Here is a 20,774-nt window from a genome sequence, read left to right as displayed (position 1 = left end):
CAAAGCGGGGGAATCGCCCCGAGGTCAGAGGGTACAGCAGGTGGTCATGTGCGTCCTACGTGCAACATCTCGGCGTGGTCAGTGCATGACGATTCCGGGCGGCAGCTTGGCCGCATCCCCGCTTCGTGCGATCTCACTGAGCCGGATAGCGATCTCGCGGTCACGCCCGGCGACCATGTGCATGTACCGCGATGCCGCCTGATCCGAGGAATGCCCGGCGCGCTTCTTGAGGTCGGCCAGGGTGGCCCCCGATGCCGCCGCGAGCGATTGCCCGGTGTGGCGAAGGTCGTGGAACGTCCCGGTGAAACCGACCTTCTTCTTGGCGCGGTTGAACGCCTGCGAGATCGCGTTGCCCCGCATCGGTGCGCCGTCCCGGCCGACGAAGAACCGTTCAGGCCCGGCGAATTCTTCGGCGTGCTTGCGTACCCACGGAATGATGTGCGGCGGTATGGCGATCGGTCGACCGCCGGCGTCGGTCTTCGGGTCCTTGTCGAACGCGAGATCGGATTCGAGCATCTCGACCCGGTTGCGGATCACCCACGCAGTTGCTGAATCAATGTCGACGAAGGCCGTTTGCAGAGCGCACAGCTCACCGCGGCGGATTTCACACCAGGCCGCCATCAGCACAGCCGCGCGGTATCGCGGAGGGATCGCCTCCACCAGCTGTTCAATCACCGCAGGAGTGGCGATCGGCCGTTCCTTCGCCCTGTCCGCGCCAGCGCCCCGAATCTGGCAAGGGTTGGAGGCGACAGCCCGTTCGCGCACAGCACAGTTCATGACGGTGCTCAGGAAGCGATACGACTGCGCGATCGAGGTGCGGCCACCCTTGCCCGCCGTCACCTTCTTGTGCCAGGCCCGAACCACCATCGGCGTCATCGCGACCAGCGGCACGTCCAGCAGGTCAACCATGTGCAAACGCAGGTTCCGCAGGCAGGTCTCTTCCCACCGCAAACCCACTTCCGGATTGTCGTGCAGGTATGCCTTCGCGTAGTCCTCGAAGCGTTGCCGACCGGCACCGTCATCCAGCCACGTCCCCCGGCTGATGTCGGTTTCGATCTTGACCAACCACCGGTCCGCGTCCGTCTTGGTACGGAACGTGTTGGGCGCGTTCTGGCGCCGACCGTTCGGGGCGATGAACGACGCTTGGAACTTCCCGGATGGCAACTTGCGAACGTTGCCGAACCGCCGGCGAGCCATCACGCCACCGCCTTGCCGCCGAACCAACGAACCTCGATCGGCTCGACACGGCCGGCTTGCGCGAAGGCTTCGAGATCCGACCGCTTGAACCGCACGTAGCTGCCGACCTTGTAGAACACCACCCGCCGTTCGGCCACGATGCGCCGAATGAACCGGACGCCCGTTCCGAGGTACTCGGCGGCCTGTTCGACCGTCAGGTACTCGGTATTCACATCGGCGTTCATCACCTACACCTCTCCCCTACGCTGCTGTTTGCTGAACGAATGAAATGCCCTGCGGCACAACGGTTTCACTTGGAACGCCTGGTGGTCCTTCGTCTCTGGCGAGGCGGGCCATGGTGTACTGCGCACGTTGATTGATCCGAGTAGCGACCAGCGCCATGATCAGATGCGACCGCGGAGGCGCGTCCTTGTCGCCAGGGCCGACCGGGGTGATCCGCAGGTGCGAGGTATCCGGCGGAATGATCCCGATCGCGGCGAGTTCTTCCCGGACGAAGTCGAGCCGTTCGGCCTTGTGGTCAGGCAGGGTTTTGCCGGTCCAGTCGTTGGAAGTGACGCAGCGACGCCCAGGGACGGCGAGCAGGTCACGGCGGTGGTTCTTGCCCCGGCAGCGGCCCGGCTGCATCTTCTCGTTGCCGCCGCCCTTGGGGACGATGCCGTAGCGCAACCACACCGCGCACGTCTTCGAGCACGGAGTCTTCTGCAACTCGGCGTGCAGGCGGTCGTAGTGGCGTTCGGTGCGGGCGCTGTCGGTTTCGAGGGTTTCGCTGATCGATTTGGTCAGGTACTTGGTGATGTAGCCGACCTTGCGGTCCATCTCCGGTGTGCCCGCGAGGATCTGCACCGCCTTGGACTGCCCACCGAACTTGAGAGTGTGCGCCGGATCGAGTTCGTCGACGGTGTCCATGACCGCGAGCGCGTCATCCCAGGAGATCAGCGGGCGACGAGTTTTCGGGTCGACGAAAGTGCCGGCGGAATGGTCCCAGACGGGCATGTTGTCGCCGGTGTAGACCTCGCGGTCGAAGTGCGGCCACCAGATGTTGCGGAAGGTGGCCGCGGTGACCTGGTAGAGCAGCTTGGTCGGGATCGAGCCACGAATGGCCAAGTGCAGGTGCGGGGTTGCCCGCTTCTGGGCTTCCACGCTCCCGAAGTACTGCACGTTCCAGCCGACCGCGCGCCGAAGGTTCTGCATCCACCGGTCGAACAGCGCCTTGGTGTGCATGATGTCGCGAGCAGCGCGGGCGTAGTCGTAGCTGTCCGGATCGACCGGGGAGCCCTCCGAAACCATTTTCCCGGTCTCGGGGTCTCGGACCTGGTTGATACGCCCATACGACCCGAGCGTGAGCGTGAAGAACGTCGAGGGCCGGTATTTGCCGTTGGCGTAGGCGGTACCCACGGTGACCTTGGCGACCTTCTTGCGCGGAAGGTCCGGCAGGTCGTCACGTCGGCGGGTGGACTTGGCTTTGCGGCGCGGCTTTTCATCGAGTGCCGGGAGGCGGCCACGCACGCCGAGGTCGCGGAGTTCGGTGTCGAGGTCGGCCACCAGAGCCCGAATCGACTCGGCGAGTTCGTGTTCACCAGTGCGGCGGGCTTCGTGGTAGGCGGCAAACTGTTCAGCGCGAGCGCCCAACACCTGTGTCTGCGCTTCGGTGACTACCGGTTCGGCGTGCACGGGTTCGTGTTCAGCGCACCAGCCTTCGCGGAGCTGGGTCTGTCGCAGGTACTTGTTCGCCTTGGCACAGGCCGGGCAGGTCGAAGCGACTGTGGACTTGCACGGGGCACCGACGTAGGTGGTGCGAGCCGAGATCGGATCGAAAGCGCGCATCGGGACAACGCGAGCGCACACGCCTTCTTTCTCGGCGGCGGCTTCGGCGATGTCGGTGACGTCGGGCATTGCGCGTCGGTCGGCAGCGGTTTCGCGGTTCGGCTTCACTGCTGCGGCGGGGGCTGTGGAGCGATGTGGATGGCCGAGAGAGGCCGTTCCGGTGGCGTGTTCAGACATGGTGCGGCCTCCCTCGATCGTGGTGGGTGTTGTCATGCGGCTTTGCGGATGTCGGTGACCGTCTTGAATCCCGCCATCGACTCGTAGGGCACCAGGACAGGCGCAGCCAGGGAATCGGAGCGGCGGAAAGCGATCTCGACCAGGCCCGGTCCGACAAGGCTGACTTTGGCCTTCTGGGCACCGAAACCGTGAGCGAAGTGGTCGGCACGATGGATCCAGGTGTCGGGGCAGTGGCCGGGCAACATCCGGGCACGGACCGTGTCGAGGGATTCACCGATCTCGACGGACACCAGTCGCGGGATCAACGTCCGGTCACCGTCACGGGTGGACAGTCCACAGGCGGTGGTCATGGTGGTCCAGCGACGCCGGTAGCGGAACCAGGTCAGGAATCGGGACCGGACACGGCCGGTGAACCAGCGCTCGAAGGTCTGTGGGCTCGATACTCGCCACAGCACCATCCCCGCGACTGCCCCACCAGCCACCCCGATCCCGAACGGCCAGCCGTAGAACCATCCAACGGCAACAGCGATGCCGGCGGGCACCGAGATCATCGGGAACAGGATTGCCCACCACGCCAGCGTGAATACCGACAGCAGCAGACGACCGGCGCCGGTGAGGACGGCGTCGAGGAGTTCGCCCGCCGGGTCATGCGTGGTCGTGGTGGTGGTTGTTGTGGTCATCGGTGGGCCTCCGGATCGAGGTCGGATACGGGGAACAGCGGCAGTTGCCCCGGCGTGGGATCGGTCGGCAAGGTGATGACCTTGCGACGTTTGCGGGTTTTGGCGGCCGCGGCTTGCACTATCGGGTTCGGTTGTCTGCGAACAGTTTTGGGTGTGTCGTCGGTGTTCATGCCGCCTCCAGACCGGTCGTGGTGTCGAGGTGGTCGAGCAGATGCAGGCCGAGATGGTGGGTGTAGGCGGGTGGGATGGCTTGGGCCAGTTCGGGACCGGTCATCCAGTCGATGCCCATGCACGCCGGACCGAGCCAAGACCCGACATCGCCGGTGATCGAGATATTCATGCCGGCGTCGAAGTCGCGGCGCCGTTTCTTGGTCGAGGTACGGGCGGTATGGGCCGGATGCCAGGGCACCGCGGGCAACCACGGGATCCGGGTGTCGATGGCGAATTTGCGGTGCCGGTAGGTCCGTAGCCCGAACATCGACCCACACAGCACCGCGTCAGCGCGCATATCGGCACCCATCACGTTCTCGACCACCCACGGCACCGGCTGCGCGGCGAGCTGGTCGAGGGTCGCGCCGAGCAACCAGCCTGAACCGTTGACCCCGGCACGCGAGGACAGTGGGGTGTGGTCGTGGCAGGGAGGAGAGGCGGCGATGGCGTCGAACTCGTGGCCATGAGCGGTGAGGAACTCGAGCGCGTCGCCCTGAACGAAGGTGAACGGGTACCGCGGTTGCGGCTCGACATCCACGCCGGTCACGTCGAACCCTGCACGGTGGTAGCCCATGGACGCGCCACCGGCCTTGCAGTACAGGTCGAGCAGGCGGGGACGAGATGGGCTGGTCATGCCGCGTCGTCCCAACCGGCGTAATCGTCGTAGTCGTTCCATGCTGGCGCGGTCCCGGTCTCGGCGAGCATCGTCACCGCGACGGCGAGAGGGTCCAGGCCGCGAGCTTCCGAGCGGCACCGGCTCCGGGCGGCGAAGTCGATGACGTCGGCGAGACCGTTGTCAGTGCGGGTGGTGTTCTTGCGTGCCATGTCAGTTCTCCTGGGTGAGTTCGGATTTGGTGATGCCGCAGGTGTTGCACGGGGCTTCGGCGGTGGAGGCGGGCCAGATCGCCTGTTGCCAGGTCGGCGGCCAGCGATGCCCATTGGCTTCGCACTCGGCGGTCGCGGCGCAGGCGTCGCAGGTGATCCGGTCGCCGTCGTAGTCCCAGCCGCCGAGCTTCACGCCGAGGAACGAGACGGCTTGGTTGGTGGAGTCGAAGCAGATCGATTCCCCATCGGCGTCGGTGAGGACATCGCCGCAGGTATCGCAGTAGATGACGACATGGGATTCGGTGATCAGGCCGCGTTTCATGCCGCCCACCCCTGCCCGTCGTCGTCGCCGGGGATGTGGTCCGGGTCGAAGGTGGCCGGGTCGAAATCGTCCTCAGCACCGGCCGAGGTGACCGCGGGTGTCGGGGCGTAGGCGTCCACGATCGCGTCGGCCTGGTCGTCATCGATCCAGTACGCGCGGACCCGAACGAACTCGGTGGTGCCGTCTTCGCCGACGTAGCCGACACCGGGTGTGGTGTCGGGGATCTCGTGGCACAACGCACCGCGATCCTTGGAACCCTGCCCGTGGACCATGGAGGTCTGTGTCGGTTCGTCCAGGCGCAGACCGATCCGGACCGGGAACAGTTGCCGGAACGGCATCGTCTCCTTGGACGGGTCCTGCAACGCCGCGATGACCGAGACACCGACCGCGCGACCCTGCGAGAGCAGCAGGCCGAGGAGCCGTTCGAACTCGGTGCGCTGCTCACGATTGGCGTACGCCGACAAGGCCGCTGCCTCATCGATGATGATCAGGATCAGCGGAGCATCAGTGGTCGGCACGTGCTTGCGGACACCGGCTGAGCGCAAGGCCGAGGCCCGGTTTTCCATCACCTGGACGGCTTCGGTGAGCATGGCCAGGATGCCGTCAGCGGTCCACTGGAACCGGACCCACAGCTTTTCGCCGCGCCCGAATTCCATGCCGCCCTTGGGGTCTGCCATCCAGATGTCCACGAATCCGGCTTTGATCGCGGGGCCGAGGCCGCGGATGATCGACCACAGCACCGAGCCTTTACCCGAACCGGTCGCACCGGCGAGCAGGATGTGGGCGTAGAGCACGCGCAGCAGCCACAGCCGACCGTCTTCGCGGATACCGGTTTCGACGGCTTCCAGATCAACCCCGGTCGAGGCCACACCCGGCGCGGTGACCGAGGCAGCGAGGGTGTCGAAGGTCCGCAGTTCGACCCGCAGGAAGCCCGGCGAGGTCTGGGAGACAAGGACTTTCGGGACACCGAGGTACTGAGCCAGCGCATCGGTGGTCTCGTCGTTGGTCCAATCGGTGAGCTTCTGCCCGCCGATCATCTGGACGTCGATCGCGGCGCCGGACTCGATCAGCTCTGCCGACAACACGTTGGGCCAGTTCCCCTCGGACCCGAGGCCCAGCACCGGCCACATCAGCGACAGGTGGCGGGCATCGGTGAGGATCAGCGCGGCGGTGCGCAATTCGGCCGGCACTCCGTCGAGGGGGTCGACCTGCTGGCCGGGGTAGATGACGCCGTCGAGGTGACGCCACCACAGCAGCACACCGGCGGCGAGGACCGTGGAGAGCGCGACAATGGTCGTGATCATCACGCCACCACCCGCAACGTCGCGGCGTAGACATCGAGCGCGGCCAGCAGCTTCTCCGCCACGACAGCGGCATCGGCCGGGGTCAGATACAGCTCGGCCCGACCGATATCCACGGTGACGAGGCCGATGGACTCCTGGTAGGCCACTTCGAGGGTGTGGTCGTAGGTCGAGGCCGTGATGGTCATGAACGAGTTGTGAGACATGTCAGTTGCCCCCTGTAGGGATCGGGACCGCGACCGGCAGCAACGGAGCCACCGTGCGTGGAGGAGTGTGGAAGGTGTGCATCGGCGCCAGGGCCGGAGCGGGAGCCGACACCACGGGCGCCACATCGGGCGCGGGATCGTCGGCGGAGTCGGGTTCCACAGCAGCGGCGATGGAAGTTGGTGTGGGCGCGGCGGTGTTGCGGGTGCGTAGCAGCACGGCCAGGCCGTGAGTGTCGACCAGCAGAGCGGCCGGGGCGATCACTGCCAAGATGGCAGCGAGGACGCCGTGACCGGAGACCAGCGCGTGAGCGATGTTGCCGCCGATGGAGACTGTTGCCCCGGCGACCAAGACGCGGGTGAAGAAGGTTCGTTCGTCGCTGTCGGCCAGGGCCAGAACGGCGATGGTGGCTTGAATGATGGTGCCGTCCACGATCACCGGGAACAGCCACGCGAGACGGGTTGGGGTGTGGGCCATGACCGCGAGGTCACGTAGGGCCGCGAACGACAGAACGAACGCGGCCCCTCCGATGGCCAGGACGATGAGGACGGCGGACCAGCGAGCCCACCGCATTCCCGAGGACTGCTGATTCGCCGTGTCCATCGCTACGCCGCCAGTCGTGCGGAGTCGATCTCAGCAGCAGCCTTGACCAGAGCCTTCTGATGCTCGGCGGCATCGTGGGCCATCACCAGTCCGGGCAGCTGCTCGGCCAGCACCCGCGCGTCGTCGACCGAAACCATCACGCTCAGCCAGCCGTGTTCCATGACGCAGTTGATCCGAATGTAGGCGCGACTACCCGCGTCGTCACCGGACTCCGGCCGAGCTTCGGAGTAGATCGCTGTGGCGCTGAGGGACAGCCCGGCGTCCGCGCTGAAATAGGTCATGACGATCACGCGGCCTTGTCCGCAGCGAGGGTGTTGACCCTGGCACCGGAATTGTCGCCCTTGATCCCGGTCGCCCGGATCAGGAAGCCGATCGACTTGAACTGGCCGTTACCGACCACGCGGGGCTTGAGCAGCAGCCCTTCCAGCTCGATCGGCGTCAGGCCCTCCATGACCTCTTCCACCGAAGGCGTCGGCATCACGTCAGCGACGAAGGTGATATCGAAACCGGCCTGGTTCGCCTTGCCGCCCGCCCGGTCCATGATCGTGGCCTTCCACAGCCGCTTACCCGAGCCGTTGCCCTCGCGGTCGAAGTCCAGGGCCTGACGCTTCGGCGCGTTGCGGTCCTCGCTGAACTCGGTCTGGGCCTCGATGTTGCCGAGCAGCAGCACGCCCTTCGGGAAGACGGAACGGAAATCGGTCGGAATCCACATGTCCTTGAGTGCCATTGGAATCAACTCCTGTGTGTGTCAGCGGGATTGACAGAACGTCAGTTGCGGCAAAGATTGCCCTTGCTTTCCCCCTAGGTTCCCTAGGTAGCTTCAAGGCTAGCCTACCTCCCTAGGGAGGTCAAGACCTACATGGATTCCCTAGGGAATAGCCCTTATGCTGGGCAAATGGAGACAATCGACCCCGACGACCCCCGCCCGGTTTCCCAACAGATCGCGAACATCCTGCGCGCTTCGATCCTCACCAGGAAGTTCGCGCCGGGTGAGCGGATCCCGTCCGGCCCGCAGTTGGTAGAACGCTTCGGTGTCGCGAAAGCCACCGCCGAGGCAGCAATCCGCACCTTGCGCGAGGAGGGCCTAGTCGTCAGCAGGCCAGGCAGCGGCACCTACGTTCGTGAGCGGACCGAACGACCCGTCGGCCTTCGTCCCCACATCGAGCGGGCATTCGAATCAGCAACTGTCACAGTCGATTTCGCTGGCTTCTCAGGTGAAACTCTCCACGGCGCTATCGCCGAACCACTCGATCGAATCCGCGAGGGTCGGCTACGACCTGAGAGCCTCACCGTCAGACTCCTACTCCCCGACCCGTCCCAACCGTGGACGCTCCCTGCCCGAGTCGATGATCTCTCCGACAGCCCCGCATTCCGGAAGCGCGCAACCAAGATCATGGAACGTCACGGCAGCGCGATCGTGGAGTCAGTCGAGGAACTCGGGCGGCTGGGTTTGGTCACCAACGCATCGGCGCAGATCAGGACCTATCCAGCCGTGCCTCTGTTCAAGCTCTACGTACTCAACGGCGAGCAGTCGTTCTCCGGCTACTACCCGGTCGTTGAGCACACGGTGCCGCTCGAAGGCGAGAACGTCGCAATGTGGGATCTCATGGGTAAGGACGCGACCCTGTTCCACCACACCCGCGATGTCGACCCTGACTCCACAGGCAGCCAGTTCGTGGCCCAGTCGCTGATGTGGTTCGACAGCATTTGGAACTCGGTCGCGCAGGACTACCACCTGTGAGCGACCTTCTCCGTTTGATTGCCGACCGGCCGTGCCTCCTGCTCGACTTCGATGGCCCGGTGTGCGCTGTGTTTTCTGGCATCTCCAGCCGACACGTCGCGGAACAGCTCGGGGCCGCAATGGGGGTCACTCTCCCCGATCACCTTGGTGCCACCTCCGACCCCTTCGAGCTACTTCAGTACGCCGCCCGGATATCTGAGGGGGTCGCCGTGACAACCGAACGCGAGCTCACCCGCCTCGAGGTCGAAGCCGTCGCCGTAGCCACGCCAACCCCCTACGCTCACGACGTCATCCGCGAAGCCGCGGGGAGGGACGGCGGATCAGTCGCAATCGTCAGCAACAACTCCCTCACGGCCATCGACGCGTATCTCCGCACCCACGGACTACAGACCCACGTCTCCGGCATCTACGCGAGAACGTCGGCGGCTACCCCTCTCAAACCGAGCCCGTATCTACTAGAAGCCGCGCTAGCCGGTCTGCGAACCGATGCCAGGACGGCAAGCTTCACAGGCGACTCGGTCACCGACCTACTCGCGGCCGATTCCGCGACACTCCCTGCCGTCGCGTACGCGAACAAGCCCGGCAAGGTTGAGCGGTTCGCTCCCTTCGCCCCTGCCGTGACGATCACCAGCATGTCGGCGCTTCTGGATGCCGTTCGCGGCGAATCCATCTCGCAATAGGCCAACGCAGCGCCCGTCACTTTGACGGAGTGGTTGCTGAATTTCGCTATATAGAGTCAAGGCGCCTGCGGCGGCGCGTGCGCGCCGCCGCCGCGCTACGACGCGCAGCGGGCTTGCTCGTACCTCACCGCCCGGCGCGTCGGCACGTCGGCGACGAGCACGCGCATACCGAAGGCGACCATTCCCCTCTGGCTCGCTTCTTCGATCAACCGAGCAGAGCTGGGCACGACACCGGCCGTCCCCGACTGACCTCCCGCAATCGACGACGAATCCGCCGGCACTCTGCCCGGTCGACCGGCTGTGGTCCCGGCCCGGATGGACGAGCTGACGACGAATCGGTGCGTTGAGCGGTGGACCGAAGCCCCCTCGGGCGGGTTAGGTGCCACGGCCTGCTTCAGCTGTTGGTCCGTACCCATCGAGGTACCAGGCACTGGGCACGTCCCAGCAGATGGCGGCTCGTAGGGCCATTCGTGGTCGGGGAACACCGCACGTTCCGACACAGGACGACCCGAGCCGGTTGCGTTGGCGTGGCCCATCCACCGCCACCGGCCGGGGAGTTCGTGCAGTGGTCGACCAGGAACCTTCCTACTGGGGCGGTCTGATCGATCCAGGGCTAGCACGACTGCGGCGGGCATCAAGGGCGCCTACGGCGTCACTACGTGATTGCTATCGCAACCCTTGACACCCACCACAGCCGTGCTCGAGACGCCCTCAATCAGACCACCCCAGTAGGAAGGCACCCGATCATGAGCTACCCACTGCACGAACTCCCCGACCTCTCCAGCCTCGGCGGCGAATGGGCCACCGTCACCGTCGCAGACTGCGCCTGGGGTCACCCCGTCCAGGTCGGTCGCGCGATGTTCCCCGACCACGAATGGCCCTACGAACCCCGCAAGTGCCCCTGGGACATGCCCACCGCCTGGTACCTCGACGGCTCCGTCCTGATCTGCCTGGGCTGCGGCGTCGACGGCACCTAACCCGCCCGAGGGGCTTCGGCCCCTTCCCACCCTTCCGGGCACCGACAACGACGTCGGCAGCGGATCGCCAACGACGTCGATCCCAGCCCGGACCCCCTGCCGCCCGCGTGGCGACGCCTTCCCCACGCGGGACGGCAGGGCACCACCCCCAGGCGAGTTGCTGAACGAATCCGCGGGGAGGTCGGCGGTATCGCGACCGGGGCCCACCCGTGGACCAGGGATGCGCGATACGCCACTACCTGGTCAAGACTGCCTGCGCTTCAACTCCTCCTCCTCGAGTCTGGCGGCCAGCTCGGTATCGATGTCGGTGTCGGTGTCCTCGACTTCGTAGTCGATCTCGTCGTTGAGGTCGTCACTCGGCATGAAGGGGAACTTTCCGTTCTTCGGGTCCCACTCGTTGGCACTCGACATGTCAGCAGCTCCTGCCACTAGTAGTGGTGCACATGTTGCGTGAGGCACATCACTCACGAGGCTATCGACGGGCCGCAGAGCGGGTCAAGATCACCGAGACTGACCGGCCTGTCGACCCTCTGAGTTGTCACGGTGTCGCCACTGACCGATCAGGAATCCAGGATCCGGGCTGGATTGCTGAACAGAATCGGCCATGAGGTCGGTGGTATCGCGACCGGTGGCCGCGTGGCCCTGTTCTGGGTTGGCCTGCATTGTGATCCCGCGCCCCTCACACCTCAAGGGCGCCGATGGCGTCAGCTTCGCTGATTGCTTTGCAACCCTTGACCTGCGAGCCTCTGCGCGTGAACGGCAGGCCGTATCGGGCAGGCAGGTGAGCCAGCCCCGAGGTGTGCACCCCAACCCAGAACAGGGCCAACCGTGGTCCGGATACACGAAAGCCGCAGGTGGCGTGAGCCATCCGCGTGCGATGTACGTGCAACTACTGGCGGTCAATCCCGGTCAATCGGAGTGATCAACAGCACATCACCCCGGTGGCGCCGGGAGACCGATCAAGCCCTGAACTGGGCGAACGAATCGTGTTGATGGTCGGGGTGACAGGATTTGAACCTGCGACCCTCCGCTCCCAAAGCGGATGCGCTACCAAGCTGCGCTACACCCCGATACCTCACCGGCGAGAGCACCGTGGAGGCAATACATGTTTGAGCGGGTGACGGGAATCGAACCCGCACCATCAGCTTGGAAGGCTGAGGTTCTACCATTGAACTACACCCGCAGGCATACGACATCGATGGGATCGCCACGATGTCGTGTGCGCCACGACTGTACCGAACCCCGCGCGAAAAATGCCAATCCGGCCCCTGCCTGCCCGATTGACGCGTGTCGGCCGCCGGTGTACCCCACTCCCCACGCGACCAACCCTCGCCGTGCCCGATTAGGGCCTAATGACCCTATCCCCGAAACCCCCTCCCGGCGACGATGGTTGATGCGCCCATGGGGACCGGCGCCTGCTCCACCGGGGGATTAAATAGGAGAATTTTCCTTAAAAACCCGGCACGTGGGCGGCGAGTAGGCCACCATGAGAGTGCGCGTGACGACTACTGCCACATCGTCACGACTCGCACCCCGTGCCAGGAGGGACCCATGGCGACGCAACGTCCACCGCCCAGCGGAGGGCATCACGCTGCACGTTTTCGGCTCCCGAAATTCTTTTCGGGAAATGTGTAACGCCGGAGACGCTGTAGCGATGTCATAGCCGATCGCCATTCGCGAGAGATCAGAGAACACGTTCCAGAACGTGACTTTTCGGTCTCGGGTGGCTTGCTAGGATCCTTTTTGCCGGACGGGGGTATCTGGAAAGGGGGCGGTGAGCGTGTGCCGAACTCGGTGGACCCAACCGCGTAGCAGTGCGAATGATCGAGGTGGCAAGTTCGTCGCCACCAATTGCCGGTGATGTCGATGACTGTCCACATCGAGCCACCGGTCGCCGCGATGGCCCGCGCCTGGGCCCGCGCGGTCTGCGCCGAACCGGGCTCTTCCACGGCGCCGCACCAGTTGGAGCCGGTGCTCGTCGACATCGTCGAGCGGCTGCTGCACCTGGCTCGGACCGAACCGTTCCCGGTTCCACAGGCGCGCAAGCTCGGCGCGCGGTTGGCCGAGGCGCCGTTCGAACGCACCAGGATGCTGGCCCATGCCAGTCGCTGGCTGCTCGGCTTCCCCTCGGGGGTTCCGGGTTCGCTGGTGGCGACCCGCTGGCCGCTGGTGGCCAGCCAGGCCATCGACAGCTACGCACAGGCTCTGCAGGAACGCGCTCTGGCGCAACAGGAACAGAACATCTCGGCGAAAGTGTCACTGCGCGTACAGGAGATCGCCGCGCTGCAGCACCGCTTGCGCCACGAGGCGACCCACGACGCCCTCACCGATCTCGCGAACCGCACGCTGCTGCAAGAACGGGTGCGCGCGTTCGCCGCCGACCCGAGCCGCGGTGTCGGTGTGCTGGTGGTGGACCTGGACCGCTTCAAACAGATCAACGACGGCTACGGACACGCGATCGGCGACGAGGTACTGGTCGAACTGGCCAACCGCTTGCGTGAGGTGTGCCCGCCCGACACGGTGATCTGCCGATACGGCGGCGACGAGTTCGTCGTGGCGGCCAACCCGCGCCGCGACACCCTCGGCGAGTTGGCACACCGCGTGGTCGCCGCACTGCGTGATCCGGTGTGGTCGAGCGCGGGCCCGGTGCCGGTTTCGGCCAGCGTGGGCACCGCGTTCTGCCCACCGGGAAAGACGTGCGATTTCACCGACCTGTTGCGTCGCGCCGACCGCGCGATGTACTCGGCGAAATCGGCGGGCGGGCGGCGTTTCGCGCTCGCTGAATCGGGCGACCCCGAACTGGGAACGGCGGTCGCCGGCTGAGTCGGATCGCGAAGCCTGCACTTCGCGGTCCGGCTCAGCCGACTTCGACCGGGTCGACTCGTGCATCGATGGAGTCCGTACGCGGCCCCGACTGACTACGACCGCGTTGATGGCCCACCGTGGCCGTGCGCTCAGTGTTCGAGATAGTCGACCGCAGCGTGGCCGGGGGCGTCGGCCACTACCGTAGACCGATCCTCGGTGGTGTCGCATCGGCGCACCACGACGATCAGTGGCGCACACTGAGCGACGCCACCGAGCCGAAAAATGGTGCGGTGCTGCCAGAATGCTCGCCACATGTCACGTGCGCTCGGACTGAGGCCATCCGTGCCGCGGATCCACACCAGGCCCATCAGGAGTTGACCGACGGTCGCGCCGAAGACACTCGGCAGCACCGTGGCGTTGGTCACCAGCAGGCCCACCAGGACGATCATGGACCCGAACATCACCGGGGCCTGATCATCCATGTCGAGGATCCCCTCGTGACCGATGAGAAGCACAACAGCGACGAACGCGACGACGAGCACGCCGTAGGGAAGCACGATGTCGGCGACGTTGGCCGCCACGTTGCGTAACTTGCGCGGTGACGGATAGCGCGGATCACCTTCGGCGCCATGGTATTCCGACCCGAGTTGCGTCATCCGACCATGCTCGCACACCGGCGAGGATCACTCCGGCGGCTGTCAGCGGGGCTGGCAGGTGGGGCACCAGAAGAGGTTTCGGGCTTCCATGACCTGGTGCGCGATGGGGGTCGCGCAGACTCGGCAGGGTTCGCCTTGGCGGCGGTAGACGTAGGTGCGGGGGCGGTCTTTGGTGTAAGACGGTGCGCCGGTGTCGTGTTCGGGGCGGACCACGTGCATGCGACCGGTGGTGACGCCGATCGGCATGAGGTCGACCAGGTCGGCCCAGAGCGCGTCCCATTCGGCGGGGGTGATCGAGGTGCCGGGGCGGAAGGGTGAGATGCCGTGGCGGAACAGGACTTCCGCGCGGTAGACGTTGCCCACGCCGGCGATCAGGGCCTGGTCCATCAGCAGTGCGCCGATCGCCCTGCGGGAGCGGCGGATTCGCGCGCCCGCTCGTTCGTGATCGGCGTCGGCACGCAACGGGTCGGCGCCGAGGCGTGCGGTGAGCGCGTCCACCTCGGGCGGCAGCAGCACTTCACACGCCGTCGGCCCGCGCAGATCGGTGCCGAAGTCCGTCGCGGCACCGACCATTCGCATACGCACCTGCCCGACCGGCGCCACCATCGGCAACTCGACCTCGCTGAAGGTGCCGTACAGCCCGAGATGCACATGCACCGTCAGCCCGGACGCGTAGTGGTGCAGCAGATGCTTGCCGTAGGCCTCGGCCCGCTCCAGCACCTGCCCGTCCACCAGCGCAGCCCCTTCGGCGAACCGTCCCTGCGGACTCGAAACCCGCACCACCCCACCGGAAAACCGTCGGTGATGGAGCTGCGCTATCCGATGAAGAGTGTGCCCCTCAGGCAAAAGAGCACACCCTTCTCGAACTCACCAACTGATCTCGCAAGCACATCGATAACTCACCGGGCACGGGCTGACCCGACACCCACCTCACCACCGGCCGCGTCTCCGACGCGGCCCGCACACGGGTCTGGCCAAAATACTCGGGGAGGCGGGTCAGTATGCGGGGACCTCTGGCGCGATACCGGTCTTCTCGAAGTCGGCGAGGATGTCGATGCGACGCTGGTGGCGCGCCTCGTCCGACCAAACGGCCGCGAGGAACGCGTCGACGATGGCGAGCGCATCGGCGGTGGAGTGCATGCGGCCGCCGATGCCGATCAGGTTGGCATTGTTGTGTTCGCGGGCCAGCACGGCGGTTTCGACGCTCCAGGCCAGGGCGCAGCGGGCGCCCGCGACCTTGTTGGCGGCGATCTGCTCGCCGTTGCCGCTGCCACCGAAGACCAGACCGAGCGAGCCCGGGTCGGCGACGGTGCGGCGGGCCGCCTCGATGCAGAAGGCGGGGTAGTCGTCGAGAGCGTCGTATTCGAGGGCGCCGCAGTCGACGACCTCCACTCCGGCCTCCTGCAGATGAGCCTTGACGTGATTCTTCAGTTCGAAACCGGCATGGTCGGCACCCAGGTAAACGCGCATGGCTGCGATTGTCGCAGGCCCGCTTAGAGTCGTTTCATGCACCCGCACGAACCGCATTTCCCGCATTCAGCAGGTTCCCCGCCGGAGCACACCGGCCAGCAGCCCGACCGAACACCGTCACTGGACAAGGACACTGCGCCGCTCTCTCCTTGGGCCCAGCCCGATCCACGGACGGGCGGTTTCCCCGCGCAGGACAGCCCACCGCAGCCGCAGGCTGGTCCGTATCCGCCGGTCGCGCCCGGCCAGTACGCCCCCGGCTACTACCCGCCGAGCGGTCCGCCCGCACCGCCGCAGCACCGACCGCGCGGACTGATGCCGTGGGATCGCCCCGCCCGGCATCCGTGGGAGATCCCGCTGCTGATCGTCGTCATCATGATCACCGCGGTCGCGTACCTGCTCGCGCTCCTGCTCATGACGGTCGAGCTGTTCGCCGATCCCATCGTCGACGAGAAAGGCGTGGAACAAACCAGTTCGATCGTCACCAGTCCGTATGTGCTGCTGTTGTTGTTCGCGCCGGTGCTGCTGTGGGCCGGTCGCGGTCTGAATCTCGCGACCCAGCGCGTGAACGGGGTGAAGATGTCGCCCACCCAGTTCCCCGAGGGCTACCGGATGGTGCAGGAGGCGGCGGCGCGATTCGGGATGCACAAGGCGCCGGACGCCTACGTCATCCTGGGCAACGGCCAGATCAACGCGTTCGCCGCCGGGCACGGGTTCCGCCGGTTCGTCGTGGTCTACAGCGACCTGTTCGAAATCGGCGGCGCCGCGCGCGAACCCGACGGACTGGCCTTCATCATCGGGCATGAAGTCGGGCATATCGCCGCTGGTCACGTCTCGTATTGGCGCCAGCTGGGCATGTTCGTCGCGCCGTGGCTACCCGTGTTGGGGTCGTCGCTGATCCGCGCCCAGGAGTACACCGCCGACAATCACGGCTTCTGCTTCCGGCCGCACGGCGCGTCCACCGCGATGGCGACGCTCGCCGCGGGCAAGTACCTCAATACCGATGTCGGTGTCGACGAGATGGCCGACCGCGCCGCGCTCGACCGGGGTGGTTTCATCTGGCTGGTCAACGCGATGGCCAGCCACCCGGTGCTCACCTGGCGGATGTGGGCGCTGCGCGATCGCAGCAAGCCGGGCCCGATGTTCTGGCGTCCGAGCGCGCGGCATCCCGGCATGATTCCGCCACAGGGCGGGTATCCGCTGAATTCGACGCCACCCGCGCTGCCGCCGAAGCCGGTCTGATCGGTCGGGGGTGCCGGTGCGGGCACCCCCGATTGCCTGATCAGTCGAAGACCGGGTCCTCGGTGCGCGTGCGCTTGAGCTCGAAGAAGTGCGGGTACGAGGCCAGCGCGACCACGCCGTCCCACACCTTGCCCGCGTCCTCGCCGCGCGGGATGCGCGAGAGCACCGGCCCGAAGAAGGCGGTCCCGTTGATGTGGATGGTCGGCGTGCCGACATCGGGGCCGACCTTGTCCATGCCCGCGTGATGACTGGCCCGCAACGCCTCGTCGTAGTCGGTGCTGTTCGCGGCCTCGGCGAGTTCGGCGGGCAGGTTCAGTTCGGCGAGCGCGTCGGCGACGACCGCGTCGAAGGTCTCCTGCAGCGTCTCGCGCTGGTACTCGGCCTTGCGGTCGTGGATCCGGGTGCCCAGCGCGGTGTAGAGCGGCGACAGGATCTCGTCGCCGTACTTCTGACCAGCGGCGGTGACGACCCGAACCGGGCCCCACGCGGCGGCCATCATGTCGACATAGCGCTGCGGCAGGTCGTCTTTGCCTTCGTTGAGCACCGCCAGGCTCATCACGTGGAAGCGCGCTTCGATATCGCGCACCTTCTCGACCTCCAGGATCCACCGCGAGGTGATCCAGCACCACGGGCACAGCGGGTCGAACCAGAAATCGGCGACATCCTTGGTGGCCTGCTCGCTCACGATGGGTTCCTCTCGGGTCAGCTGTGGCGGGTCGGGTCGCCCCACCGATTGGTGCAACCGCATCGCCGCCGGAATCGTTCCCGTGGGTGAAAACGCGCACTAAGCTCGGGTTGCGAGGGGTCCGGGTCGTCCGCGAGAAGGGGTCCGTTCATGAGCTCGAATCAGCATTTCGTCGTCATCGGTGGAGGTCTGGGCGGAGCGAAAATCGCCGAAGCCCTGCGCGCCAACGATTTCGACGGCCGCGTCACGCTGCTGGCCGCCGAAGAGGAGCTGCCGTACGAGCGTCCGCCACTGTCGAAACAGCACCTGGCGGGCACCCAGCAACTGCCCGATTTCACCGTCGATCCGGCCGCTTGGTACCGCGATCACCACATCGACCTGCGGCTGGGCACCACCGCCACCGCGTTCGATCCGATCGCCAAGACGGTGACACTGCCCGACGGTTCCACGCTCGACTACGACAAACTGGCCCTCGCCACCGGTTCGCGAGCCCGCACGCTCGACATTCCCGGCGCCGAGGCCCCGAATGTCTACACGTTGCGCACCATCGGTGATTCGAACGCGCTGCTCGAGATACTGCGCACGGATCGCCGCCTGGTGATCATCGGGGCCGGGTGGATCGGTCTCGAGGTCGCCGCGCAGGCCCGCGCCAAGGGTATCGACGTGACGGTGATCGAGACGGCCGACCTGCCGCTGGTCACCGTGCTCGGCCCCGAGATGGGCGCGTTCTACGCCGATCTGCATCGCGCGCACGGCGTCGACCTGCGCACGAACACCTCCGTCGACGCGATCCTCACCGACGACGGCGAGGCCACCGGCGTGCGGCTCGGCGACGGCACCGTGGTGCCCGCGCAGGCGGTGCTGGTCGCGGTGGGCGCGCAGCCCAATATCGAGGCGGCGACAGCGGCCGGGTTGGCGGTCGACGGCGGCGTGCTGGTGGACGCGGCCCTGCGCACCAGCAACCCCGATGTGGTCGCGGTGGGCGATATCGCCGAGCAGGACCATCCGCTGCTGCACCGGCCGATCCGCATCGAGCACTGGGCGACCGCGCTGAATCAGCCCGCCGTCGCCGCGAAGACGATGCTGGGCAAAACCGCTGTCTACGACCGGCTTCCGTATTTCTTCAGCGATCAGTACGACGTCGGGATGGAGTACTCCGGCTACGTCGGACGCGGCGACGATGTGCGGGTGGTGGTGCGTGGCGATCTCGACGAGCGCGAGTTCGTCGCGTTCTGGCTCGACACGCAGAACAGGGTGCGCGCGGGAATGAATGTCAATGTGTGGGATGTGACCGACCGGATCAAGCAGCTGATCGGATCGGCGGAACCCGTCGACCCCGACCGGCTGGCGGACACGAGCACACCCCTGTGATCCACTTCACATCGATGGCGGTGTCGAAGTCCGTTCCTCGGCTCCGACCAACCCTCGAACGCGCCGCCTGGGCGCAACGAGCAGGAGCCGAACCATGAAATTCATGCTGGTCAAGACCTATTCCGAGACCGCCTACTGCGATATCCCGCTGCCGGAGTGGGCACCCGAGGACATCGCCGCCCATATCGACTTCCAGCGGGCATTGGGCGAACAACTCGCCGCCGCGGGCGAACTCGTCGACGCGCAGGGCCTGGCCGCACCCGATCAGGCGATGATCGTGTGCTCCGACGGTCGCTCGGCGCCGGTCGTGACGGACGGGCCTTTCCCGGAGACCAAGGAGTTCCTGGCCGGTTTCTGGGTGGTCGATGTCGATTCTGTCGAGCGCGCGGTCGAGATCGCCGCGCAGGCCTCCGCGGCGCCGGGCCCCGGCGGCAAGCCGATCGGGGAATACATCGAGGTGCGCCAGATCATGAGCGCGCCCGACGTGGCCTGAGGCGACACGCTGACTCCGCGCATCGAGGACCTGCTGCGTGAACTTTCGCCGCAGGTCCTCGGCGTATTGGTCCGCCGCTTCGGCGATTTCGACCTGGCCGAGGATTCGGTGCAGGACGCGCTGCTCGCAGCGGCGACCCAGTGGGATCGCGACGGACTTCCGGACAATCCGCGTGGCTGGCTGATCCAGGTCGCGCAGCGGCGGATGGCCGACGCGGTGCGGGCCGAGGTGGCGCGGCGACGCAGGGAGACAACGGTTTTCGTGCGGGATGTGCCCGTCGAGGCGGCCGGGAGCGATGACACCCTCGACATGTACTTCCTGTGCTGCCATCCCGACTTGCCGCCCGCCGGAGCCGTGGCCCTGACGCTGCGAGCGGTCGGCGGCCTGAGTACCGCGGAGATCGCCGCGGCCTTCCTCGTCCCGGAATCGACTATGGGCCAACGTATCTCGCGGGCGAAGAAGCGTCTGGCCGAATCGGACCGGCCGTTCGCCGACGGCGCGCACGACAGCACACGGGTGAGCGCGGTGCTGCAGGTGCTGTACGTGATCTTCACGGAGGGGCACACCAGTACCGCCGGAACGGGGTTGCGTCGCGGGGACCTGTCGGCGGAAGCGATTCGGCTCACGCGCGCTCTGCGCACGCTGCTCCCGGAGAACACCGAGGTCACCGGGCTTCTCGCGCTGATGCTGCTCACCGACGCCCGCCGCGCCGCCCGCTGCGGACCCCACGGCGAGCTGATCCCGCTCACCGAGCAGGACCGCTCCCGCTGGGACCGCCCCCAGCTCACCGAGGGCCTTCGCCTGCTCACCGCGACCATGCCTGCCGGGCTGACGGGCCTCTACCAGATGCAGGCCGCGATCGCGGCCCTGCATGCGCAGGCCCGACGCCCCGAGGACACCGACTGGACGCGAATCCTGCAGCTCTACACCATGATCGAACGTCTGGCCCCCAACCCGATGATCACCCTCAACCGTGCGGTCGCCACCGCGATGGTGCACGGTCCGGCGGCGGGACTGGCGGTAGCCGACAGCGTCGCCGAACCGCTGTCGCGTTCGCACCGCCTCGCCGCCGTGCGCGGGCATCTTCACGAAATGGCGGGCGAGCAGGCCGTGGCCGTGCGCGAATACCAGCGGGCGGCCAGACAGACCGCCAGCGTGCCGGAACGCGACTACCTGTTGCTGCGCGCCGCACGTCTGCGAGCGGGCGACGCGTGACATCAGGAGCTGTCGTCCGTCGTCGGCGGCCCGAATTCGCCGGTGTACAGCCTGCTTTCGCCGTCGCCCAGGCTGGCGGCGTCGCGCGAGCCGGCGCCT

26 protein-coding genes and 2 tRNA genes are annotated in these 20,774 nt (G+C 66.5%); 8 read left to right on the top strand and 20 right to left on the bottom strand.

Annotated features, from left to right (window positions below; genetic code table 11):
* Window positions 1-78 precede the first annotated feature (78 nt).
* The 13 genes from xerC to ACFVJ5_RS32155 all read right to left on the bottom strand — a co-directional run bounded on the left by xerC (window position 79) and on the right by ACFVJ5_RS32155 (window position 8,070).
* On the bottom strand, window positions 79-1,197 hold the full coding sequence (xerC, locus tag ACFVJ5_RS32215; RefSeq protein ID WP_378894871.1) for a tyrosine recombinase XerC: 1,119 nt from the start codon (window positions 1,195-1,197) through the stop codon (window positions 79-81).
* A complete protein-coding gene (locus ACFVJ5_RS32210; protein ID WP_379226007.1) occupies window positions 1,197-1,421 on the bottom strand; it encodes a helix-turn-helix domain-containing protein in 225 nt (74 codons plus the stop codon). Before ACFVJ5_RS32210 ends, xerC begins: the two co-directional genes overlap by 1 nt.
* 16 nt (window positions 1,422-1,437) lie before the next feature.
* Window positions 1,438-3,090, bottom strand: coding sequence for a replication initiator (locus tag ACFVJ5_RS32205; RefSeq protein ID WP_379226005.1), 1,653 nt, complete (start codon window positions 3,088-3,090; stop codon window positions 1,438-1,440).
* Between the two features lie 140 nt (window positions 3,091-3,230).
* On the bottom strand, window positions 3,231-3,878 hold the full coding sequence (locus tag ACFVJ5_RS32200) for a hypothetical protein (RefSeq protein WP_379226004.1): 648 nt from the start codon (window positions 3,876-3,878) through the stop codon (window positions 3,231-3,233).
* Window positions 3,875-4,048, bottom strand: coding sequence for a hypothetical protein (locus ACFVJ5_RS32195; RefSeq protein WP_379226002.1), 174 nt, complete (start codon window positions 4,046-4,048; stop codon window positions 3,875-3,877). The genes ACFVJ5_RS32200 and ACFVJ5_RS32195 overlap by 4 nt, the downstream gene beginning before the upstream one ends.
* Window positions 4,045-4,722 carry a DNA methylase gene (locus tag ACFVJ5_RS32190; protein ID WP_379226000.1) on the bottom strand — a complete coding sequence of 226 codons (678 nt, stop codon included), beginning with the start codon at window positions 4,720-4,722 and terminating at the stop codon, window positions 4,045-4,047. The genes ACFVJ5_RS32195 and ACFVJ5_RS32190 overlap by 4 nt, the downstream gene beginning before the upstream one ends.
* The gene (locus tag ACFVJ5_RS32185) at window positions 4,719-4,913 is read right to left on the bottom strand and encodes a hypothetical protein (protein WP_379225998.1); all 195 of its coding nucleotides are present in this window, start codon (window positions 4,911-4,913) and stop codon (window positions 4,719-4,721) included. Before ACFVJ5_RS32185 ends, ACFVJ5_RS32190 begins: the two co-directional genes overlap by 4 nt.
* Before the next feature lies 1 nt (window position 4,914).
* The gene (locus ACFVJ5_RS32180; protein WP_379225996.1) at window positions 4,915-5,235 is read right to left on the bottom strand and encodes a hypothetical protein; all 321 of its coding nucleotides are present in this window, start codon (window positions 5,233-5,235) and stop codon (window positions 4,915-4,917) included.
* Window positions 5,232-6,539, bottom strand: a complete 1,308-nt coding sequence (locus ACFVJ5_RS32175; protein ID WP_379225994.1) for an FtsK/SpoIIIE domain-containing protein — start codon at window positions 6,537-6,539, stop codon at window positions 5,232-5,234. Before ACFVJ5_RS32175 ends, ACFVJ5_RS32180 begins: the two co-directional genes overlap by 4 nt.
* Window positions 6,539-6,724 carry a hypothetical protein gene (locus tag ACFVJ5_RS32170; RefSeq protein ID WP_379225992.1) on the bottom strand — a complete coding sequence of 62 codons (186 nt, stop codon included), beginning with the start codon at window positions 6,722-6,724 and terminating at the stop codon, window positions 6,539-6,541. Before ACFVJ5_RS32170 ends, ACFVJ5_RS32175 begins: the two co-directional genes overlap by 1 nt.
* Before the next feature lie 19 nt (window positions 6,725-6,743).
* Window positions 6,744-7,343 carry a DUF2637 domain-containing protein gene (locus ACFVJ5_RS32165; protein ID WP_379225990.1) on the bottom strand — a complete coding sequence of 200 codons (600 nt, stop codon included), beginning with the start codon at window positions 7,341-7,343 and terminating at the stop codon, window positions 6,744-6,746.
* A gap of 2 nt (window positions 7,344-7,345) precedes the next feature.
* The gene (locus ACFVJ5_RS32160) at window positions 7,346-7,624 is read right to left on the bottom strand and encodes a hypothetical protein (protein ID WP_379225988.1); all 279 of its coding nucleotides are present in this window, start codon (window positions 7,622-7,624) and stop codon (window positions 7,346-7,348) included.
* Window positions 7,625-7,629: 5 nt separating this feature from the next.
* Window positions 7,630-8,070, bottom strand: a complete 441-nt coding sequence (locus ACFVJ5_RS32155; protein ID WP_379225986.1) for a hypothetical protein — start codon at window positions 8,068-8,070, stop codon at window positions 7,630-7,632.
* Window positions 8,071-8,202: 132 nt separating this feature from the next.
* On the opposite strand from ACFVJ5_RS32155, the gene ACFVJ5_RS32150 reads away from it, so the two are divergent.
* From ACFVJ5_RS32150 to ACFVJ5_RS32140, 3 genes are all read left to right on the top strand, one after another.
* On the top strand, window positions 8,203-9,084 hold the full coding sequence (locus tag ACFVJ5_RS32150) for a GntR family transcriptional regulator (RefSeq protein WP_379225984.1): 882 nt from the start codon (window positions 8,203-8,205) through the stop codon (window positions 9,082-9,084).
* On the top strand, window positions 9,081-9,764 hold the full coding sequence (locus ACFVJ5_RS32145; RefSeq protein WP_379225982.1) for an HAD family hydrolase: 684 nt from the start codon (window positions 9,081-9,083) through the stop codon (window positions 9,762-9,764). Before ACFVJ5_RS32150 ends, ACFVJ5_RS32145 begins: the two co-directional genes overlap by 4 nt.
* A 746-nt stretch (window positions 9,765-10,510) precedes the next feature.
* On the top strand, window positions 10,511-10,741 hold the full coding sequence (locus ACFVJ5_RS32140) for a hypothetical protein (protein ID WP_379225980.1): 231 nt from the start codon (window positions 10,511-10,513) through the stop codon (window positions 10,739-10,741).
* Window positions 10,742-10,984: 243 nt separating this feature from the next.
* Here the strand turns inward: ACFVJ5_RS32140 and ACFVJ5_RS32135 are convergent, their stop codons facing one another.
* From ACFVJ5_RS32135 to ACFVJ5_RS32125, 3 genes are all read right to left on the bottom strand, one after another.
* Complete coding sequence (locus ACFVJ5_RS32135) at window positions 10,985-11,152, bottom strand: hypothetical protein (RefSeq protein ID WP_379225978.1); 168 nt, start codon at window positions 11,150-11,152, stop codon at window positions 10,985-10,987.
* Window positions 11,153-11,734: 582 nt separating this feature from the next.
* Window positions 11,735-11,811 (bottom strand) — tRNA-Pro (locus ACFVJ5_RS32130).
* A 42-nt stretch (window positions 11,812-11,853) separates the two neighbouring features.
* Window positions 11,854-11,924 (bottom strand) — tRNA-Gly (locus ACFVJ5_RS32125).
* A 683-nt stretch (window positions 11,925-12,607) separates the two neighbouring features.
* Here ACFVJ5_RS32125 and ACFVJ5_RS32120 point away from each other — a divergent pair.
* Window positions 12,608-13,564, top strand: a complete 957-nt coding sequence (locus ACFVJ5_RS32120) for a diguanylate cyclase domain-containing protein (RefSeq protein WP_378629970.1) — start codon at window positions 12,608-12,610, stop codon at window positions 13,562-13,564.
* A 131-nt stretch (window positions 13,565-13,695) separates the two neighbouring features.
* Here ACFVJ5_RS32120 and ACFVJ5_RS32115 read toward each other — a convergent pair whose 3' ends face one another.
* The 3 genes from ACFVJ5_RS32115 to ACFVJ5_RS32105 form a co-directional block, all read right to left on the bottom strand.
* A complete protein-coding gene (locus ACFVJ5_RS32115) occupies window positions 13,696-14,202 on the bottom strand; it encodes a hypothetical protein (protein ID WP_379225976.1) in 507 nt (168 codons plus the stop codon).
* 42 nt (window positions 14,203-14,244) lie between these two features.
* Window positions 14,245-15,048, bottom strand: a complete 804-nt coding sequence (locus ACFVJ5_RS32110; RefSeq protein WP_379225974.1) for an Fpg/Nei family DNA glycosylase — start codon at window positions 15,046-15,048, stop codon at window positions 14,245-14,247.
* 150 nt (window positions 15,049-15,198) lie between these two features.
* Window positions 15,199-15,672 (bottom strand): ribose-5-phosphate isomerase, encoded by a 474-nt coding sequence (locus ACFVJ5_RS32105; RefSeq protein ID WP_379225972.1) that lies wholly within the window; start codon window positions 15,670-15,672, stop codon window positions 15,199-15,201.
* Between the two features lie 36 nt (window positions 15,673-15,708).
* On the opposite strand from ACFVJ5_RS32105, the gene ACFVJ5_RS32100 reads away from it, so the two are divergent.
* The gene (locus tag ACFVJ5_RS32100; protein ID WP_379225970.1) at window positions 15,709-16,911 is read left to right on the top strand and encodes a M48 family metallopeptidase; all 1,203 of its coding nucleotides are present in this window, start codon (window positions 15,709-15,711) and stop codon (window positions 16,909-16,911) included.
* Between the two features lie 40 nt (window positions 16,912-16,951).
* Here ACFVJ5_RS32100 and ACFVJ5_RS32095 read toward each other — a convergent pair whose 3' ends face one another.
* Window positions 16,952-17,596: a DsbA family protein gene (locus ACFVJ5_RS32095; protein WP_379225968.1), complete on the bottom strand. Its 645-nt coding sequence runs from the start codon at window positions 17,594-17,596 to the stop codon at window positions 16,952-16,954.
* A gap of 150 nt (window positions 17,597-17,746) precedes the next feature.
* Here ACFVJ5_RS32095 and ACFVJ5_RS32090 point away from each other — a divergent pair, with 150 nt between their 5' ends.
* The 3 genes from ACFVJ5_RS32090 to ACFVJ5_RS32080 all read left to right on the top strand — a co-directional run bounded on the left by ACFVJ5_RS32090 (window position 17,747) and on the right by ACFVJ5_RS32080 (window position 20,675).
* Window positions 17,747-18,967 (top strand): NAD(P)/FAD-dependent oxidoreductase, encoded by a 1,221-nt coding sequence (locus ACFVJ5_RS32090; RefSeq protein ID WP_379225966.1) that lies wholly within the window; start codon window positions 17,747-17,749, stop codon window positions 18,965-18,967.
* 94 nt (window positions 18,968-19,061) lie between these two features.
* Entirely contained in the window at window positions 19,062-19,460 is a 399-nt protein-coding gene (locus tag ACFVJ5_RS32085) for a YciI family protein (RefSeq protein ID WP_266298409.1), read from the top strand.
* 9 nt (window positions 19,461-19,469) lie between these two features.
* The gene (locus tag ACFVJ5_RS32080) at window positions 19,470-20,675 is read left to right on the top strand and encodes an RNA polymerase sigma factor (RefSeq protein ID WP_379226037.1); all 1,206 of its coding nucleotides are present in this window, start codon (window positions 19,470-19,472) and stop codon (window positions 20,673-20,675) included.
* The last annotated feature ends 99 nt before the right edge of the window (window positions 20,676-20,774 follow it).

It is taken from the genome of Nocardia sp. NPDC127606 (assembly GCF_042671725.1).
GTDB lineage: Bacteria > Actinomycetota > Actinomycetes > Mycobacteriales > Mycobacteriaceae > Nocardia.
This window is presented reverse-complemented; position numbering and strand designations above follow the sequence as displayed.

Coding starts and splice junctions, on each gene's coding strand:
- ACFVJ5_RS32190 (WP_379226000.1), bottom strand. CDS start 4,722: ATGACCAGCCCATCTCGTCCCCGCCTGCTCGACCTGTACTGCAAGGCC.
- ACFVJ5_RS32200 (WP_379226004.1), bottom strand. CDS start 3,878: ATGACCACAACAACCACCACCACGACCACGCATGACCCGGCGGGCGAA.
- xerC (WP_378894871.1), bottom strand. CDS start 1,197: ATGGCTCGCCGGCGGTTCGGCAACGTTCGCAAGTTGCCATCCGGGAAG.
- ACFVJ5_RS32165 (WP_379225990.1), bottom strand. CDS start 7,343: ATGGACACGGCGAATCAGCAGTCCTCGGGAATGCGGTGGGCTCGCTGG.
- ACFVJ5_RS32135 (WP_379225978.1), bottom strand. CDS start 11,152: ATGTCGAGTGCCAACGAGTGGGACCCGAAGAACGGAAAGTTCCCCTTC.
- ACFVJ5_RS32175 (WP_379225994.1), bottom strand. CDS start 6,539: ATGATCACGACCATTGTCGCGCTCTCCACGGTCCTCGCCGCCGGTGTG.
- ACFVJ5_RS32180 (WP_379225996.1), bottom strand. CDS start 5,235: ATGAAACGCGGCCTGATCACCGAATCCCATGTCGTCATCTACTGCGAT.
- ACFVJ5_RS32185 (WP_379225998.1), bottom strand. CDS start 4,913: ATGGCACGCAAGAACACCACCCGCACTGACAACGGTCTCGCCGACGTC.
- ACFVJ5_RS32140 (WP_379225980.1), top strand. CDS start 10,511: ATGAGCTACCCACTGCACGAACTCCCCGACCTCTCCAGCCTCGGCGGC.
- ACFVJ5_RS32120 (WP_378629970.1), top strand. CDS start 12,608: ATGACTGTCCACATCGAGCCACCGGTCGCCGCGATGGCCCGCGCCTGG.
- ACFVJ5_RS32085 (WP_266298409.1), top strand. CDS start 19,062: ATGAAATTCATGCTGGTCAAGACCTATTCCGAGACCGCCTACTGCGAT.
- ACFVJ5_RS32210 (WP_379226007.1), bottom strand. CDS start 1,421: ATGAACGCCGATGTGAATACCGAGTACCTGACGGTCGAACAGGCCGCC.
- ACFVJ5_RS32150 (WP_379225984.1), top strand. CDS start 8,203: ATGGATTCCCTAGGGAATAGCCCTTATGCTGGGCAAATGGAGACAATC.
- ACFVJ5_RS32100 (WP_379225970.1), top strand. CDS start 15,709: ATGCACCCGCACGAACCGCATTTCCCGCATTCAGCAGGTTCCCCGCCG.
- ACFVJ5_RS32205 (WP_379226005.1), bottom strand. CDS start 3,090: ATGCCCGACGTCACCGACATCGCCGAAGCCGCCGCCGAGAAAGAAGGC.
- ACFVJ5_RS32160 (WP_379225988.1), bottom strand. CDS start 7,624: ATGACCTATTTCAGCGCGGACGCCGGGCTGTCCCTCAGCGCCACAGCG.
- ACFVJ5_RS32155 (WP_379225986.1), bottom strand. CDS start 8,070: ATGGCACTCAAGGACATGTGGATTCCGACCGATTTCCGTTCCGTCTTC.
- ACFVJ5_RS32115 (WP_379225976.1), bottom strand. CDS start 14,202: ATGACGCAACTCGGGTCGGAATACCATGGCGCCGAAGGTGATCCGCGC.
- ACFVJ5_RS32170 (WP_379225992.1), bottom strand. CDS start 6,724: ATGACCATCACGGCCTCGACCTACGACCACACCCTCGAAGTGGCCTAC.
- ACFVJ5_RS32090 (WP_379225966.1), top strand. CDS start 17,747: ATGAGCTCGAATCAGCATTTCGTCGTCATCGGTGGAGGTCTGGGCGGA.
- ACFVJ5_RS32195 (WP_379226002.1), bottom strand. CDS start 4,048: ATGAACACCGACGACACACCCAAAACTGTTCGCAGACAACCGAACCCG.
- ACFVJ5_RS32105 (WP_379225972.1), bottom strand. CDS start 15,672: ATGCGCGTTTACCTGGGTGCCGACCATGCCGGTTTCGAACTGAAGAAT.